A 16,749-nucleotide genomic window follows, 5' to 3' on the forward strand; every position below is an offset into this window, starting at 1 on the left:
TATGGAAATGACCGTGTGAACTTGCGGGGCAGCGTTCGTGAACGCGCTGTCTTACGACGGGAAATGCGTGAGCGGAATCCGACCGACCTCGGGCCGGGCGAACAGAAAACCTTGCTGCAGGCGCACACCCAGATCGGTCAGCGCGGCGGATTCCTCCGCCCTTTCGACACCTTCGGCGATGACCTGCACACCGATGTCGTCACACAGTCGCAGCATGTGATGAATGGTTCGCTGGCGCACGCGGTCGGTGTCCACGTGGCGGATCAGGCCGATGTCCAGCTTCAGCAGATCGGGCTGGAAATCGGCGAGCAGGTTCAGCCCGGCGTAACCGGCGCCGAAGTCGTCGATGGCCGTTTTGAAACCACGCTGGCGGTAGGTCTGCAGGATGGACAACAGGTGCTGGTGGTCGGTGATGATCTCGTGCTCGGTCACCTCGAAGATGACATCCTTCAACGGCCAGCCCACCCGCTGTGCCGCCCCGAGCGTGGCGCGCAGGCAGTGCTCGGGGTTGTAGACGGCATTGGGCAGGAAATTGATCGAGACCATGGCCGGAAGCCGCGCTTCGACCGCACACTCCAGAGCCCGGATGCGGCACGCCTGGTCGAATGCGTAGCGGTTGTCCGCATCCACCGAGGCCAGCACCTGTGCCGCCGACGATCCGTCCTCGCCGCGCACCAGCGCTTCGTAAGCGAACACGGTCTTGTCGCGCACGTCGACGATCGGCTGGAAGGCCATGGTGATCGCCTGCGCGAAGCCGTGTCCATCGCGGCAGGCGCCACAGGTGTTTTGTCGTGTCATCCGCGCTCCCGAATCATCCTACCGATATCGGCAGGAGCCGCGCCCCCTTGAGTCGTCGACCGGGGCACCGCGCGCAAGCGTAAGCGAAAGGCCTGCGAACGCCCCGTGACGCGCGCAGGCCCATGGCTTCAGAAGAACCGGTAGGTGAAGGTGACGTTCCAGCTGGCGCCGGGCGCGTCATAGAGGTTACTGAAGTCCCGCGCCATGGCGCTCACCAGCGTCATCGACGACTGCGCCAGCTGCTGGGGCCCGAACGGCCCGTCCACCTGGGCCTTCGATGGCCCCTGCCAGTTCACGCCACCGCCCACGGTGACCCGATGCCACGCATCGGGCAACGTGTACGTGCTGAACAGCCTGACCAAGCTGCGTGGCAACGAGGGACGCAAGGCCGGCAACGCATCCGCCACGTGATCCTGTTTCGTTTCGAAGACGACCAGCGAGGTGTTCAGGGCGCCGTCGAAGTGCCGGCCCTTGATACCGGCCTCGCGGCCGGTGCCCAGCACCGGCTCCAGGTAGCTGCCGTCCCGCCGCCGGTTGTTCTGCGGATCGAAGATCTGCGTGTAGCTGACGAACGCCGAGTAGATGGGGGTCAGGTCGTAGATGAGCCCGGCATAGGGAATGGTCTTGCTGGCCTGCTCGAAAAGTAGTTGCCGATGTCGGGCAGGTCGCCATGCGGGTCATCGAAATAATCGGTGCGGTACTGCGAGCCGGTCAGCCCGACCACCAGTTCGTGGTCACAGCCGAACGCGCTGAAGGGGCCGGACAGGTAAAGATCCAGGTTGTTCTGGCTGCCGCGCTGGAAGCTCTTGTACGCATACGGGGTGATGCCCTCCCCCGTGGTGCGGTTGGGCCAGCCGTAGACGTAGAACAGCGCGGAGTCGGCATCCGTCTGCCGGTGACTGGCCATGGCATGCAGCTGCCAGCCGTTGGCGAAGGCATGGGTAAGGTCGACGAAGGCCGTCTGCGTGGTGTTGTTCCAGTGGCTCCAGTCGGCCGCGGGCGAGAAGCTGCGCGGCCAGGTGATGAAGCCGCCGGCATCGTCGAACACGGGGTACGAGCCCTAGGTCACGCCGGTGGGCCGTGTTTTCTGCCAGTCGTAGCCCACGCTGAGCGTCGTATCCTCGCCCAGGTCGGCATCGATGACCCCATAGGCCACGTTCTTCTGCTGGTGATAGCGGTCGAGGTAGCTGTCGCCCTCCTCGTGCGCGGCCACGAAACGCCCGCGCACGCTGCCGCTGGCATTGAGCGGCGCCGAGGCATCCAGCGTTTCACGCTGGGTGTTCCACTTGCCATAGCTGAGCGTCACGTTGGCCTGCGCCGTGCGGCTGTCGGCATGCTTGCGCACGAAATTGATGTTGGTCGACGGACTGCCCGAGCCGCTGAGCAATCCCGTGGCGCCGCGGATCACCTCGATCCGTTCGTAGATCGAGGTGTCCAGCGAGGCATCGGCGGAGCCGATATTGAGGCTGGACGCCACCGGCACGCCGTCGTACGACATGTTTTCGATCTGGAAGCCGCGCGACCAGAACACGACGCGCTCGGAGTCGTATGCCGTGGACGAGACGCCGGTGGTGTTGTCCAGCACGTCGCGCAGGTTGGTGAGGTTCTGGTCCGCGATCCGCTGCTCGGTGATCACGCTGATGGACTGTGGCGTGTCCTGCAGGGTGAGCGGGAGACGCGTGGTGGAGGCGCTATGGTCGGCCGTGTAGGGCGATGCGGCCTGGCCCCTCACCTTCACGGTATCCAGGGTGGTGGCGCTGCCGCCCGTGGTGGCGGGTAAATCGAATCAGGCGAACAAGGCGCGATATCGGCAATCCGACTGCAGGGTTCCGCCTGTCGGCCGTTACATCCGTATAGTCCCGATCTACGTATATCTTTTCATGCCCATCCAAATCGCCCGCCATGCCCAGCTCGCCCGCATCCTTCAGTGGATGACCGAAGGCGACATCGTCACGTGGGAGGCCCGCGTGGACTACCTCGGCAATCCCGTGACGGCGAAGCGCCTGGAGATCATGGCGCAGGGCGGCGAGATACCCGTCCTGGTGGCCCGCCATATCGAGGTCGTCCTCGGGCTGCCACGCGAGTGGCTGGACGATACGCAGGCGGATGCGGGCTGGCTCGGTGAGGCACCGCGACGGCGATCGACACGACACCGCGTCTTCAACCAAGACCCCGACGCCGCGAGCGCCTGACGAACGCGAGGTGTGACGGGAACCACCGCGATCCCTTGCGACATTCGCCTGCGCTTGACGCGCGGGCTGTTGGACTCTTCCTTTCGGTGCACCAGGGGCAAGGGATGCGTCACCTCGTTATCGTCTTTGGTGACCAGCTGAACATGGATTCGGCCGTCTTCGACGATTTCGACCCGGGGCAGGACCGGGTCTGGATGGCCGAGCGTCGGGGCGAATCCGAGCATGTGTGGTCGCACAAGGCACGCACGGCCCTCTTCCTGGCCGCGATGCGCCATTTCGCGGCCGGCCTGCGCGAACGCGGTTATCCGCTCGACTACACCCCGATCGACGCGCCCGGTCCCGACGCGTTGCTCGACCTGCTGGACCAGGCGATCGCTTCGGCACGCCCGCAGCGCCTGCTTGCCGTCCGTCCCGGCGAGCACCGGCTCCGCGCCGGCCTGCGCGCATTGGCGGATGCCCACGGCCTGCCCTATGTGGAACGACCCGACCGGCACTTCCTCGTATCCGCGGACGAATTTTCCCGTTGGGCTAAGGGCAAGACCCAGCTTCGGATGGAGCATTTCTACCGCTGGATGCGCCGACGCCACGACATTCTGCTGGACGACGGCGAGCCGCTGGGCGGCCAGTGGAACTACGACACGCAGAACCGGAAGAGCTTCGGACGGCAGGGGCCGGGTTGGCTGCCGGCACCGATGCCGTTCGCACCGGATGCCATCACGCGATCCGCCCTGGACGATGTGGAGGCGATGTTTCCCGATCATCCCGGCGAAACCGGCGCTTTCGACTGGCCGGTGACCCGGGATGATGCCCTGCAGGCGCTGACCGACTTCCTCGACCATCGGCTGGCCGCCTTCGGGCCGTGGCAGGATGCGATGTGGACGAGTGAGCCGTGGCTTTATCACGCGCGCTTTTCCACCAGCCTCAACCTGCGCCTGATATCGCCGGCGGAGGTGATCGAGGCCGCCCTGTCACGCTACCGCCAGGGCCAGGCCGACCTGGCTTCCGTGGAAGGTTTCGTGCGACAAGTGCTCGGCTGGCGCGAATTCGTGCGCGGGGTGTACTGGCTGGCGCCCGAGCGGCTGCTCGCCTCCAATGCGCTCGGCGCGCGGCAGGCGCTGCCGGCGTTCTACTGGACCGGCCAGACCGATATGCGGTGCTTGCGCGAGGTGATCACGCAGACCCTGCGCATCGGCTACGCCCACCACATCCAGCGGCTGATGGTCACCGGCAACTTCGCCCTGCTGCTGGGGGTCGAACCGGCGCAGGTCCACGCCTGGTACCTGGCGATCTACGTGGATGCCGTGGAGTGGGTGGAGGCGCCGAACACGCTCGGCATGAGCCAGTTCGCCGACGGCGGGCGCATGGTCTCGAAGCCCTACGCGGCCTCCGGGCGATACATCGAGCGCATGAGCGACTACTGTGAGGGCTGCCGCTACCAGCCGGGCAAGGCCGCGGGCGAGGAGGCCTGCCCCTTCACCACGCTGTACTGGGATTTCCTCGACCGCCATCGGGACCGATTCCGGCACCACCCACGTGCCGCGCTGCAGTGGCGCTCCCTGGACCGCCTGAGCGAATCGCAGCTGGCGGCCATCCGGGAACGCGCAGGGCGGCTGAGGGAGAGTTGGAAAGCTTAAAGGGATGCCGGCCCCTCAAGCAGACGACGACGCCGGCCGATAACTTCCCTGGAGGAAGTCCGGATGCCACTACCGCTCGTCTACGTACACGGCTTCATCGGCCATCTCAGGTTCCCGCAATTGCTCACCGGCATGGACCCGGCGCGGGTGCTCAGTCCGGACCTGATCGGTTACGGAGCCTATGCGGGGCAACGCCCGCCCTCGATCGCCGAGCAGGTGACCCACCTGGACGGCTTGATCCGCCAGGCCTTCGGCGAGCAGCCGGTGGTGCTCGCCGGCCATTCGGGCGGCGCACCCCTGTGCATCCGTTTCGCGGAGCGCTGGCCCGATCGCGTAGCCGGCCTGATCAGCGCCGAAGGCAATCTCGCCCCCAGCGACGCCTTTCTGTCGTCGCGCCTCGCCCCCATGGGACCCGCACAGATCCAGGCATGGCTGGACCGCGCACAGGCCGACCCGGGCGTCTTCCTGGCCCCGGAACACCTGCGGGGCGATCCCGTGCAGCTGGATCGTGTGCGCGAATGGCTAAACCATCAGTCCGCCACCGCGGTCCACGCGATGGCCCGGGCGTTGCTGGTGGAAACCGTGCACCCCGGTTACGCCACGGCGGTGTCGCGAGTCATGGCGCAGACGCCCACCTACCTGATCCAGGGCGAACTCTCGTCCAGCGCCCTCGGCGTGCCCACGCGGCTGGCCGCCATGGCGGTGGAGACCTACGTGATGCCCGGCGTCGGTCACCTGATGGTGCTGGAAGATCCCGAAGCCTTCGCCCGGATCGTCGCATCGATCGTCCGCGCGCTGGAGGCACCTGTGCCCCGCGACTTCGCCATCGCGCGCGACTGACCGCATTCGCGGCCCCTATCGCGTCCATAGCAACGAACGATTGGATCGCACGCGAGCAAGCGCGCAAGCTTTTACCTGAAGAACAGGGCGCACCGCCCTGGCGCAGGACCTTGCATGAACACCTCCGTCTCCGCCCGCCCCGCCGGCCACGCGTTCCCACTCGCGTTGATCGTGCTCGCCCTCGGTGTCATGGCCACCGCGCCGCAGTGGCATCGCCTCGTCGCTTCGGAGCAAAGGTCTTCGGCGTATTCGGCGGATGCCGCAGCCACGACACCTGCCCGCGCTCCCGCAGCGGGTACGATGCTGCCCTACGGCGCCTTCCCCGGCACCGCCGTGACGTCTTCCGAGCACACCCTGCCCTACGGCACGCCCTGATCGGCGCGCGGTGTCGATCGGCGCGAACGTGCGCCGATCGAACAAAAGAGCCCCGCAAACGCGGGGCTCCCGATACACATGTCACGAAACGCACATCACGATGCCGCCTGGTCAAGCAGGTGCCGCACGCTTTCCTTCGGATGCGGCGTCGACGCGATGTCGATACGCCGCGGCTTCATCGCCTCGGGCACCTCGCGCTTCAGCTCGATGGAAAGCAACCCGTCACGGAGCGTCGCGCCGGTGACATGCACGTGCTCCGCCAGTTCGAAGCGACGCTGGAACGGGCGTGTCGCGATGCCGCGATGCAGGTATTCACCTTCACTTTCGGCCTGACGTTCGCCACTGACCAGCAGCCAGTTCCCCTGGGTCGAAATCTCCAGTTCATCCTCGCGGAAACCGGCGACGGCCATGGTGATACGGTACTGGTCGTCGGCGAGCTTCACCGAATCGAACGGCGGGTAGTTGTCGGCCGACTGGCCGCGCACGGTGGCTGCCTCCAGCAGGTCGAAGACGCGATCGAAGCCGACACTCGAACGATGGAGCGGAGCCACATTCAGAAGAGTTCGCATAGCCATATCCTCGCAACATGGTAATGAGTTCTCGGCGCCACGCCCGGAATGGGCCGCGGCGAGGCTGGCCCCGAAGCGGCCAGCGGTCGTAATTTATGAACTTCCGAAAAAAGTTCAAGGGGCCGGATTCAGGAAAAATTTAGCCGTCCATAACGGTCAGCTGACGCCCGTGTGCCCCTCCAGGACGATACGAATCTTCCTTGCCAGTTCCGCGCGCCCGTACGGCTTGTGGATGATGTCGAACTCCTTGCCGCCGGCATCCTGGCGCTCGATCGACGAATCGGCATAGCCCGTCGTCAGCAGCACGCGCACGCGCGGCAACCGCTCCCTCACCTTCCGGGCCAGCATCACACCGTTCATGCCACCGGGCATGATCAGGTCCGTGAACAACAGGTCGAACTTGCGGCCTTCGTCAAGATAGGCGAGTGCCTCCAGCGCCTGCGTGGCCACGTGCACGGTATAGCCGTTCTCCTCGAGGATATCGCGCGCCAGTTCGGCCACGTCCTCGCGGTCTTCGACGACCAGGATGCGTTCGTGACCGCGGCGCTCCACGGTGGGGTCGGGACGCTTCTCGATCGGATGATGGATATCCGCGCTGGCCGCCGGGAAGAACAGGCGCACGGTGGTTCCCACGCCCTCTTCCGAGTAGATGTGCACGCCGCCGCCGGACTGGCGTGCGAAGCCGTACACCATGGATAGCCCCAGGCCGGTGCCCCTTCCCTCTTCCTTGGTGGTGAAGAAGGGCTCCATGACGCGCTGGATCACGTCAGGCGGCATACCGTTGCCCGTGTCGGTTACGGATATCTCGACATAGTCGCCCGGGCGAAGGTCGCTGAAGGAGCGCCCGTCCGACGGCCCGATGCTGACGTTGCGCGTACCGATGGTAATGACCTGGCCGGTGCGGCCGGCCATGGCGTCGCGTGCATTGATGACGATGTTGAGCAGCGCCACCTCGCCCTGGGTGGGATCGATGCGGCAAAGACGCAGGTCGTCGTCGAAATCGAGCCGGATGTCGGCGGCCTCGCCAAGCACGCGCAGCATCATGTCGTGCATGCCCGAGATCAACGAGTTGGCGTTCACGGTCCGGCCGTCCAGCCGTTGCTTTCGTGCGAAAGACAGCAATTGCTGAGTGAGCGTCGCGGCACGCTTCACCGCCTTTTGTGCCGAATCCACCTGGCGCTGGATGCGGTCGACATCGGGCTCCGGGCGCGACGCGGTCATGCCGATGCCCTCGAGGTAGCCGGTGATGACCTGCAGCAGGTTGTTGAAATCGTGAGCGATACCGCCGGTGAGCTGCCCCAGGGCTTCCATCTTCTGCGCCTGGCGCAGGGCATCTTCCGCATCGCGCCGCCGGCTGATGTCCAGCTGGGACGCGAAGAAATAGATCAGCTTGCCGGCACGGTCGTAGACGGGTGAAATGAACAGCGCATTCCAGAACGTCGCGCCGTCCTTGCGATAGTTCAATATCTCCGTGGCGATCTCGCGCCGCTCCTCCACCGCCTTGCGGATCTCGGCCACGGTGTCCATGTCCGTGTCCTTGCCCTGCAGGAATCGGCAATTCTGGCCCAGCAGCTCGGCCGAGGAATACCCGGTCATGCGGATGAACGCTTCGTTGGCGAAGACGATGGGGTTGTCAGGCAGGCCGGGATTGGTCACGATCATCGGCATGCGGGTGGTCTGCACCGCAGCGAAGAAGATGTCGTGCTCGGGATGGTCCATTCCCGTGTAACCCAACGCCACGCGTTTACCGCTGCCTGCCGCGTCGGCAAGCCACTGGGGTTCGTCGCTCATTCGGATCTCGTACTTTGACCTGCCGGGCCTGCCGGCAGCGTGCATGGATAAATGGCGATCGGATTCCGTGAAACGCGCAGACCCCGGGCGCAGCTACGGTATCTATCGTAGCGGGCCCGGGGTCAGGCGTGAATACGTGATCAGGAGCGCGGCTTACTTGCCCGCGGGCAGCTGTTTCGCCATCTCCAGGTGATGCTGCAGCGTGGGCAGCGTCTTGGCCGCGAAGGCCTTCAGATCAGGATCCTTGCCGCTGGTCGATTCCTTCGTGAACAGCATCACCACCTTTTCGTGGTCGGCTACCATCTTTTTCTTGAAGGCCTCGTCGAATGCCGCCCCTTGCTTCTTGGCGATCATGGTCGCGGCTTTCGCGTCCTGGGCCATCGGCAACGTGGACACGGGAATGGACTTGCCGGCGGCGATGGTCTTGAGTTCATCGTTGGCCTTGGTGTGATCTTCCACCATCTTCTGGCCGAAGTCCTTCACGTCCTGCGACTGGCCCTGCTGTGCGCCCAGCTTGCCCAGCGACACTTCCGCAAGGCCCGCGGCGCTGGCGGTTTCGACGAACTTGGCGTCCGGCGCGTTGGTCATCGTGGCCGGATTGGGGGCCGCGCGGTCGGCCTGGGCTTCATTGGTCTGTGCGAACGCCATAGGGGTGGTGCCCACGACCAAGGCGAGGGCAAGGGCGAGGTAACGCGGGGCGAGACGGTTCATGGCGGCTCCTGTGGAGATGAGGTACCGGGTGGTGTCTCATGCGTGTCATGAAAGGGCTGTGCAGGAATCGTCGTTGGGGTGGAGGGATCTTGGTGTCGAGGGGATCGCGCACGCGCGTGCGCTCCTACCTTGGGGTGATGGCCTGCAGGAGGGCTACCGCATCTTCCAGGCGTTGCATTTGCGCGCTTGCCAGGGTGAGGTCGGCATTGCGCAGCGTCTGCTCGGCGGCCAGTAGCGTAAGGGTGCTGATGTCGCCGTCGGCGGACTGGGCCTGTGCCACCTGGTAACTCTGCGCCGCCGCGTCACGCGCGGCCAGCGCCAACTGGTATCCGCGTTCGTCGGCCTCGCGCGCATGCAGGGCATCGGCAACGTTGGCAAAGGCATTGATCACCGTGCTGCGATACGTCGCTGCCGCCTGCCTGTCGGTCGCTTCCGCGGCACGCTGCCGGTGCCGCAATGCACCACCGTCGAAGATCGGCGCAGCCAGGTCGCCCGCGAGGTTCCAGAAGGCCGTGCCCGGCCCGAACAAGCTGCCGAAGCTGGCCGCGGAGCTTCCGCCCCCGGCCGTCAGCGTCAAGGACGGCAACCGCATCGCCGTCGCCACGCCGACCTGGGCCCGCGCGGCATGCCACTGCGCTTCGGCCATGCGGATATCCGGCCGGTCTTCCAGCCATGCCGAGGGCACGCTCGCAGGCAGGTCGGCGGGCATCCGGATCGATGCCAGCGTGGCGGGATCGGCATCCGGAGCCGCCGCGCCAAGGCCCTCGAGAACGGCATTGCGGTCGCGCTGCTGGGCCAGCTGCTTCTCCAGCGCGGGACGCTGCGCCTGCACGGCGGCCAGGGCCGCGGTCTGCAACAGCACGTCGCCGCGCGATGCGTCACCCAGCGCGAGGCGTTTCTGCACGATCTCCAGGGAATGCTGCTGCGTCTGCACCGCGGCATCGACCGCTTGCAACTGCGCGGCCAGCCCGGCCTCTTGGATGAAGCCGACGGCCACGTTGGCAATCAGGGTCAGCCGCGTGGCCTGCCACTGGGCTTCCTGCGCATCGGCCTGCGAGACCAGCGCCTCGACGCTCCGGCGGTTGCCGCCGAAAAGGTCGGGCGTATAGGCCATCGTCAGGCTAGCGGTGTGCAGGCTGTACACGTAACTGCCGTCGGCAGGCACGCTGGAGAGAGCGCCGGAGGTCTTCTGCCGCGTGGGGTTCACCTCCGCACTCACGGCAGGAAAGAAGCTGCCGCGCTGCGCCTCGGCCGTTTCACGCGCCGCCATCAACGCCGCCTGCGCGGCCTGCACGTCGGGGTTGTTGCGCAGGGAGCGCGCCACGCGCGCATCCAGCTGCGCGTTGCCGAAACCGGACCACCAGTCGGCACGCAGGTCCCGTACCGGCGCGGCCAGGGCATCCGGCGACGGGTAGTCCCGAGCCAGGTCGGGGTGCCGGAAGTCGGGCCCGACGGCGCAGCCCGCAGCCAACAGCGGCCAGGCCAGGATCGCCATGCGGCGTACGTACGAATGCAACGGCATCATGCGTCGTTCCTCCGGCGGGCGGCACGGCGCTCCGCGCGCGCTTCGATCAGGCAATACAGCGCAGGCAGCACGAACAGCGTCAGCAGCGTGGCGATGCCCAGCCCTCCCACCACCACCGTGGCCAGCCCACGCTGCACGTCGGTACCGATGCCCGTGGCCAGCGCGGCGGGCAGCATGCCGGCGGTGGCGACCGTCGCGGTCATCAGCACCGGGCGGAAACGTTGCGTCGCGCCGGCCATCACGGCATCGACGATCCCCACACCCTTCTCGCGTACCCGGTTGAAGTTGGACACCATGATGACCCCGTTCTGTACCGCGACACCGAACAGCGCGATGAAGCCCACCGCCGTGGCGATGTTCAGCGTCTCCCCGCGCAGCACGATGGCCAGCATGCCGCCCAAGGCGGCCAGAGGCACCACACCGAGGACCAGCGCGGCCTGGCGCAGCTTGCCGAACTCGGCGAACAGGAAGATCGTCATCACCGCCACCACCATGCACAACGCCAGCGCCAGGCGCGATTGCGCGCGTTGCTGGTTCTCGAACTGGCCGCCCCACTCCAGTCGGTAACGACTGCGGTCGAAATGCACATCGGACTGGATCTTCCGGTTGGCCTCGGCGAGGTAATCGGACAGGGCCCGCCCTTCGTTGTCCACGCGCACGATGAGGTTGCGCCGGCCCATCTCGTGCGCCACCGTGGCTTCGCCGGATTGCTCGCGGATATGCGCCACCATCGACAGCGGCACCTGCACGCCATCGGCGCTGCGCAGCGTCAACGTGCCCAGCCGGTCGCGGTCGCCCGCCACGTCGCGCGGCACCTTGGCGGTCATGTTGTAGACACGATCGTCCACGTACACCTGCGACACGGGGGCACCGCCCAGCCCGGTCTGGATGAGCGCATCGATGTCCGCCACGTTGATGCCGTAACGCGCGGCCGCTTCGCGGTCCACCTCGATGGCGATCTGCGGCACGGGCGACTCCTGGAAGATGGACGCGTCCGCGGTGCCGTCGATACCCTTGAGCACATCGACCACACCGTTGCCGATCCGCCGCAGTTCCTTGAAGTCGTCACCGTAGATGCGCAGCACCAGCGGGCTGTGCGCCCCGCCGATCTTGTCGTTCTCGCCGTCCACGATGGGCTGGCTGATACCGACGCTGATACCCGGCATGGCGCTCAGCCGTCGGTTCAACCGGGCGACGAAGCTGGCCTTGGTCTCGCCGGCGGGCCAGGTGTCGTAAGGGGTCAGGCCCACGCCGGATTCGATGTGCGAGGGCGTCCACGGATCGGTGCCGTCGTCGTTGCGGCCCAGCTGCGTGACCACGTACGACACTTCGGGGAAGGCACGCACGGCCGCCCGATAATCGGAGGCCATGGCGCTGGCCTTCTCCAGCGACAGGCCGGAGGGCAGCTGCACCTGCACCCACAGGGCGCCCTCGTCGAGATCCGGCAGGAATTCCCGCCCCACGTTGCTGCCCATGACGGCGACACACGCCAGGGTGACCAGCACGGCCACCGCCGCGATCCATGGCCTGACCAGCAACCGGCCGAGCGCGCCCGCATAACGGTTCTGCAGCCACTCCAGCGGCTTGTTGTGGAACAGCTTGTGCGGCTTGCGAAACGCGAGGTACGCCAGGCCGGGAATCAGCACCAGCGTGGTCAGCAGCGCGCCGATCAGCGCGAAGCCCACCGTATAGGCCATCGGCGCGAACAGCTTGCCTTCCGCGTGCTCGAACGCCAGCAGCGGCAGGTAGGCGGTGATGATGATGAGCGTGGCGAAGAAGATCGGCCGGGCCACCTTGGCCGTCGCCTCGAGCACTTCCTCCGGCGACAGCGTGGTGGTCGGATGCGCCTCGCGACGTCGCAGGATCGTCTCGGTGACCACGATGGCGCCGTCGACGATCACGCCGAAATCGATCGCACCGAGCGAGAACAGGTTCGCCGGCGTTTTCGTCAGGTGCATCAGGATGAACACCACCACCAGCGAAAACGGGATGGTGACGGCCGCGATCAGCGCGCTGCGCGGGCTGCCGAGAAACAGGATGAGCACCAGGCAGACCAGGCCGACGCCTTCCACTACCGTGTGCTGCACCTTGTGCACGGTGGCCTGGACCAGGTCGTCGCGATCGATGTAGGGCACGATCCGCACGTCTTCCGCGGCCAGCTTCCGGTTGAGTGACGACACCGTCGCGTGGATGCCCTGCAGCACGCGCGAGGCGTTCTCGTGCAGCAGCATGTCGACGATGCCCTCGACCGCATCGGGGTTGCCGTCCTTGCCGAGGATGCCCTCGCGGGTCTGGTGACCGTACGACAGCCGGCCGACGTCGCGCAGCATCACGGGCACGCCGTGGTTGTGCGCGACCACGATGGCGCCCATGTCGTCCAGCGACCGGACCAGCCCGATGCCGCGCACCACGTACGACTGCTCGCCGCGCGAGATACGCCCGCCGCCCGCGTTGGCATTGTTGGCGGCCATCGCGGCGATCACGTCGTTCATGCCGACGCCCAGTCGTTGCAGGGCGGCCGGGTCCACGGTGAGCTGGAACTCCTTGGTGAAGCCGCCGAAGTTGTCCACCTCGGCCACCCCGGGTACCTGCTTGAGGGCCGGGATCACCACCCAGCGTTGCAGCTCGGACAACTGCATCAGGTTCTTCGACGGCGATTCCAGCGTGTAGCGGTAGATCTCGCCGGCAGGTCCGGAGACGGCATCCAACCCGGCGGACACGCCGGACGGCAACGACACGTCGGCCAGCTTCTCGCGGATGCGCGAGCGTACCCAGTAGTCCTCGCTGCCTTCCTTGAAGGTCAGCGTGATCAGCGACAGGCCGAACGAACTGCTCGACCGCATCGTGGCCAGGCCCGGCACACCGGCCAGCGCGCGTTCGATCGGCGTGGTGATCTGCTGCTCGATCTCCTCGGCGGCCAGGCCGGGCGCCTGCGTGGTGACCTGCGCGGTCACGTCGCTCAGCTCCGGGTAGGCCTCGATGGCGATCTGGGTGGCGGCGTAATAGCCGTAGCCCAGCGTGAGCAACATCACCGCGGCCACCACGCCCAGGCGATGGAAGCAGAACGTCATCAGGCGCGCGATCATTGCAGCAGCACTCCGCCACGCGTGACCACGGCATCGCCGGCCTTCAGGCCCTGCACGATTTCCACGTCGGCACCCACCTCGCGGCCGGCCTCCACCGTGCGTCGTTCGAAACACCAGGGCGCGCGTTCGAGGAAGACGCTCAGCCGGTCGTTGTCCATGACCAGCGCGCTTTGCGGCACCAGGACGTGGGGGCTATCGGGCGCGTCGAAGGTGGCCTGCCCGAACATGTTGGGACGCAGGTGATCCTCCTGTCCGGCCACGACGAAGTGCGCCTTCAGCCGCCGCGTGTCGCCGTCCAGTGCCGGATCGATCGCCTCCACGCGACCCTGCAGCACCACGCCCGGCAAGCCGATGAAGGTCAGTGCCGCCGTGCTGCCGCGATGGACCCAGCCGGCCTGGTCTTCGGGCACGTAGGCCGTTACCCAGGCATGGCCGGTGTCGCTGATCGTCAGCAGCGCCGTGGTCGCATCGGCGACCAGCGCACCCGGCGCGACGCCGAGTGCGGTGACGACGCCGGCCAGCGGCGCCCTGACCGCGACGCTGCCGTCTTTCGCCACCGCATCCGCCCCGCCGGCCAGGGCGGCCAGGCGTGCCCGTGCTCGGGCTTCCTCGGCGATCGCCTGGGCCGAGGCGCTGCGCGCGGCTTCCAGGTCGCGGGTGGATGCGCCACCGGCGTCGCTGACTTTCTGCGCACGATCCAGGGCCTCACGGGCCAGGCCTAGCGTATCGACCGCCTTGCGTTCGTCCGCGCGGGCATCGGCGATATCGACCGACGTCAGCGTGAGCAGCACCTGGCCTTTCTCCACGCGATCGCCCAGACCCACCCAGATCCGTGCGATCCGGCCGGTGCCGGGCGAGACGATGGCAACGGTACGCACCGGATCGGCTTCCACCGTGGTCGGCCAGGTGACATGCGATGCAGCGGTATCCACCCGCACCGGCGCGATGGTGAGGGCCCGACGCAACGGCGATCCGGCCCCGACCTTCACCACGCCGTGTTCCACGGTAAAAGCGGGCACCGGCGGGGCAGCCGACGGCGGGTGCGAACAACCGGCGAGTGCGCCGGTGAGGGTGACCAGGGCGAACGGGACGAGGGCAAGGCGAAGGGCAAGGGATGTCATGGCGCGATCTCGAGCGCACACGCAGACGCGCACCGCCCGATGCGGAGGCTCGGGCGTGCGACGCGATACGTGTCATGGAAAACGAAGGGCACCCGCGATAGCGGGCCACCCGTGGCATGGCCGTGCGGTCAGGCCGATGGTGGCGGTTGCATGCCCCTGCGTTTATAGCTCGTTGGATACATCGCGCCGCTCCAGGGATGGTCGCTGCACCGCAGCAGCGCGATTAACGCCGAGCCGTCTTTCGGTCGTCTTTCCGAAGGGCGTTTTTTACGAATTATTTTCGCGCGACAGTGACCAGCCCGGGAACGGATCGGGCAACGATCGCCAGCCGACGGTACCCAGGACCATTTCCTCGTCGGTGAGCAGGCAGGCATCCAGTGTCTCGCGCACCACCGCCTCAGGCAGATCGACACCGATCATCACCAGTTCCTGCCGCCGATCGCCGTAACGGGCGTCCCACAGCGCCAGCACCGCCCGGCGCTGGTCGTCGCCCGGCAGCTCGTCGGCATCCGGCGGGGAAACCCCGAGATCGCCTTCGTCGAAGGGCACGCGAAGTCCGGCGCGCACGCGATGACGACTGGCCCACCAGTGACCGGCGGCGGCGACCTCGGTGGCACCGCCGGCCACGGCCAGGCTGCCTACCCAGTCCATGCGCGAGGCCAGCCAGAAGTAGCCCTTGGCGCGCAGCACGCCGCGGATGCCCTCGTCGAACAGCCGTTGCAGACGTGCCGGATGGAACGGCCGCGTGGCGCGATAGACGAAGCTGGTGATGCCGTAGGCCTCGGTCTCGGGGGTGTGCGCCCCCATCAGCTCCTTGACCCAGCCGGGCGCCGTCTGCGCCTTGTCGTAATCGAACAGGCCGGTGTCCAGCACCAGCGCGAGGTCCACCTCGCCGAACGCCGCCTCGACGATCCGCGCGTCACGGTTGAGCGCACGCAGCACGGCGCGCACCTGCCGCCGTGCCACGCTGTCCAGCCGGTCGCACTTGTTCACCACGATGACGTCGGCGAATTCCACCTGCTCGGTGAGCAGGGTGACCAGCGAGCGATCATCGTCGTCGCCGTTGGACTGGCCACGCGAGGCGATGGAATCGGTGGAACAGAAATCGGCGAGGAAACTGGGGCCGTCGACCACCGTGACCATCGTATCCAGCCGCGCCAGGTCCGACAGCGAGAAGCCGTCCTCGTCGCGCACGTGGAAGGTGGCTGCCACGGGCATGGGCTCGCCGATGCCCGTGGATTCGATCAGCAGGTAGTCGAAGCGTCCTTCGTCGGCCAGCCGGCGCACCTCCTGCATCAGGTCGTCGCGCAACGTGCAGCAGATGCAGCCGTTGGAAAACTCGACCAGTTTTTCCTCGGTGCGACTGAGATCGGCACCGCCGTCGCGGATCAGCGACGCATCGATGTTCACCTCGCTCATGTCGTTGACGATCACCGCCACCCGTCGTCCGTCGCGGTTGTGCAGCACATGGTTCAGCAGCGTGGTCTTGCCCGCGCCGAGGAAACCCGACAGCACGGTGACGGGCAACCGGTTCGCGCGCGTGGCGGCGAAGGGCGCGCTCATGGCTGCAGGTCCACGTGGCTGGCAGTGCCCTGCAGGGTCTGCTGATTGCTGCCCGAGCCACCGATGGTGTCGACCACGATCTTCTGCAGCCCCGGGAACGCCGCCGCCAGACGGACGTCGACGTGATCCAGCCGCGCAGCGGTGTGGCAGGTGTAGTGATACGCCGCGTCGATATCGGCATGGCCGCCAGGCTCGGTCGCACCGCCGAACCCGTGCGGCGACACCGTCGCGGACACGAGCGTGCAGCTGGCCGCCGCGGCGGGCACGAACCAGGTTCCCGCCTTCAGCGTGGCAAGGGCCTTGTCCAGCGCCGCGTGCTCCTGCGCCGAACCCGGCGGGTGCTCGAAGCCGACGGCGTCATGGCCGGGCAGACTCAACTGCACGTCGAGCGCGTCGGCTTCCATCGACACCCCGACGCTGGCCTGGCCATGCACATGGGGCCCCAGGTGACGTTCCTCGGCACCGGCGGCGGCGGGCAGCAGCGCAAGCAGGAACGGAAAGACCATCATCGACATATTCATGGGTTCGTCTCCGGGTGAGTATT

The 16,749-nt window shown here is 66.9% G+C and carries 16 protein-coding genes; 4 read left to right on the top strand and 12 right to left on the bottom strand.

Translation table 11 applies throughout. The annotated features are described in order from the left end of the window. Positions 1-51 precede the first annotated feature (51 nt). From FA89_RS14935 to FA89_RS19360, 4 genes are all read right to left on the bottom strand, one after another. Positions 52-798 carry an EAL domain-containing protein gene (locus FA89_RS14935; protein WP_036141703.1) on the bottom strand — a complete coding sequence of 249 codons (747 nt, stop codon included), beginning with the start codon at positions 796-798 and terminating at the stop codon, positions 52-54. A gap of 128 nt (positions 799-926) precedes the next feature. Further along, complete coding sequence (locus FA89_RS19350; protein ID WP_185754523.1) at positions 927-1,418, bottom strand: TonB-dependent receptor domain-containing protein; 492 nt, start codon at positions 1,416-1,418, stop codon at positions 927-929. Beyond that, positions 1,388-1,846, bottom strand: coding sequence for a hypothetical protein (locus FA89_RS19355; protein WP_051938830.1), 459 nt, complete (start codon positions 1,844-1,846; stop codon positions 1,388-1,390). Before FA89_RS19355 ends, FA89_RS19350 begins: the two co-directional genes overlap by 31 nt. A gap of 12 nt (positions 1,847-1,858) precedes the next feature. Beyond that, the gene (locus FA89_RS19360; protein ID WP_051938831.1) at positions 1,859-2,536 is read right to left on the bottom strand and encodes a TonB-dependent receptor plug domain-containing protein; all 678 of its coding nucleotides are present in this window, start codon (positions 2,534-2,536) and stop codon (positions 1,859-1,861) included. A 142-nt stretch (positions 2,537-2,678) separates the two neighbouring features. On the opposite strand from FA89_RS19360, the gene FA89_RS14945 reads away from it, so the two are divergent. The 4 genes from FA89_RS14945 to FA89_RS14960 all read left to right on the top strand — a co-directional run bounded on the left by FA89_RS14945 (position 2,679) and on the right by FA89_RS14960 (position 5,839). Then, positions 2,679-2,990 carry a hypothetical protein gene (locus tag FA89_RS14945; RefSeq protein ID WP_185754394.1) on the top strand — a complete coding sequence of 104 codons (312 nt, stop codon included), beginning with the start codon at positions 2,679-2,681 and terminating at the stop codon, positions 2,988-2,990. Between the two features lie 104 nt (positions 2,991-3,094). Next, the gene (locus FA89_RS14950) at positions 3,095-4,624 is read left to right on the top strand and encodes a cryptochrome/photolyase family protein (protein ID WP_036141707.1); all 1,530 of its coding nucleotides are present in this window, start codon (positions 3,095-3,097) and stop codon (positions 4,622-4,624) included. 63 nt (positions 4,625-4,687) lie between these two features. Then, entirely contained in the window at positions 4,688-5,464 is a 777-nt protein-coding gene (locus FA89_RS19365) for an alpha/beta fold hydrolase (protein WP_051938832.1), read from the top strand. Positions 5,465-5,578: 114 nt separating this feature from the next. After that, complete coding sequence (locus FA89_RS14960; RefSeq protein WP_036141710.1) at positions 5,579-5,839, top strand: hypothetical protein; 261 nt, start codon at positions 5,579-5,581, stop codon at positions 5,837-5,839. A gap of 95 nt (positions 5,840-5,934) precedes the next feature. Here FA89_RS14960 and FA89_RS14965 read toward each other — a convergent pair whose 3' ends face one another. From FA89_RS14965 to FA89_RS15000, 8 genes are all read right to left on the bottom strand, one after another. Next, positions 5,935-6,408: an Hsp20 family protein gene (locus FA89_RS14965; RefSeq protein WP_036141712.1), complete on the bottom strand. Its 474-nt coding sequence runs from the start codon at positions 6,406-6,408 to the stop codon at positions 5,935-5,937. A gap of 156 nt (positions 6,409-6,564) precedes the next feature. Next, complete coding sequence (locus tag FA89_RS14970; RefSeq protein ID WP_221174369.1) at positions 6,565-8,127, bottom strand: histidine kinase famiy protein; 1,563 nt, start codon at positions 8,125-8,127, stop codon at positions 6,565-6,567. A gap of 225 nt (positions 8,128-8,352) precedes the next feature. Then, on the bottom strand, positions 8,353-8,910 hold the full coding sequence (locus FA89_RS14975) for a DUF4142 domain-containing protein (RefSeq protein WP_036141716.1): 558 nt from the start codon (positions 8,908-8,910) through the stop codon (positions 8,353-8,355). A gap of 124 nt (positions 8,911-9,034) precedes the next feature. After that, positions 9,035-10,435 (bottom strand): efflux transporter outer membrane subunit, encoded by a 1,401-nt coding sequence (locus FA89_RS14980; protein WP_051938833.1) that lies wholly within the window; start codon positions 10,433-10,435, stop codon positions 9,035-9,037. Next, the gene (locus FA89_RS14985; protein ID WP_036141719.1) at positions 10,432-13,521 is read right to left on the bottom strand and encodes an efflux RND transporter permease subunit; all 3,090 of its coding nucleotides are present in this window, start codon (positions 13,519-13,521) and stop codon (positions 10,432-10,434) included. The genes FA89_RS14980 and FA89_RS14985 overlap by 4 nt, the downstream gene beginning before the upstream one ends. Continuing rightward, positions 13,518-14,642 carry an efflux RND transporter periplasmic adaptor subunit gene (locus FA89_RS14990; RefSeq protein ID WP_036141722.1) on the bottom strand — a complete coding sequence of 375 codons (1,125 nt, stop codon included), beginning with the start codon at positions 14,640-14,642 and terminating at the stop codon, positions 13,518-13,520. Before FA89_RS14990 ends, FA89_RS14985 begins: the two co-directional genes overlap by 4 nt. Positions 14,643-14,909: 267 nt before the next feature. Then, a complete protein-coding gene (locus tag FA89_RS14995) occupies positions 14,910-16,205 on the bottom strand; it encodes a GTP-binding protein (RefSeq protein WP_036141725.1) in 1,296 nt (431 codons plus the stop codon). Continuing rightward, positions 16,202-16,726, bottom strand: coding sequence for a ZrgA family zinc uptake protein (locus FA89_RS15000; RefSeq protein WP_051938834.1), 525 nt, complete (start codon positions 16,724-16,726; stop codon positions 16,202-16,204). The genes FA89_RS14995 and FA89_RS15000 overlap by 4 nt, the downstream gene beginning before the upstream one ends. Positions 16,727-16,749: the final 23 nt, after the last annotated feature.

It is taken from the genome of Luteibacter sp. 9135 (assembly GCF_000745005.1).
Lineage (GTDB): Bacteria > Pseudomonadota > Gammaproteobacteria > Xanthomonadales > Rhodanobacteraceae > Luteibacter.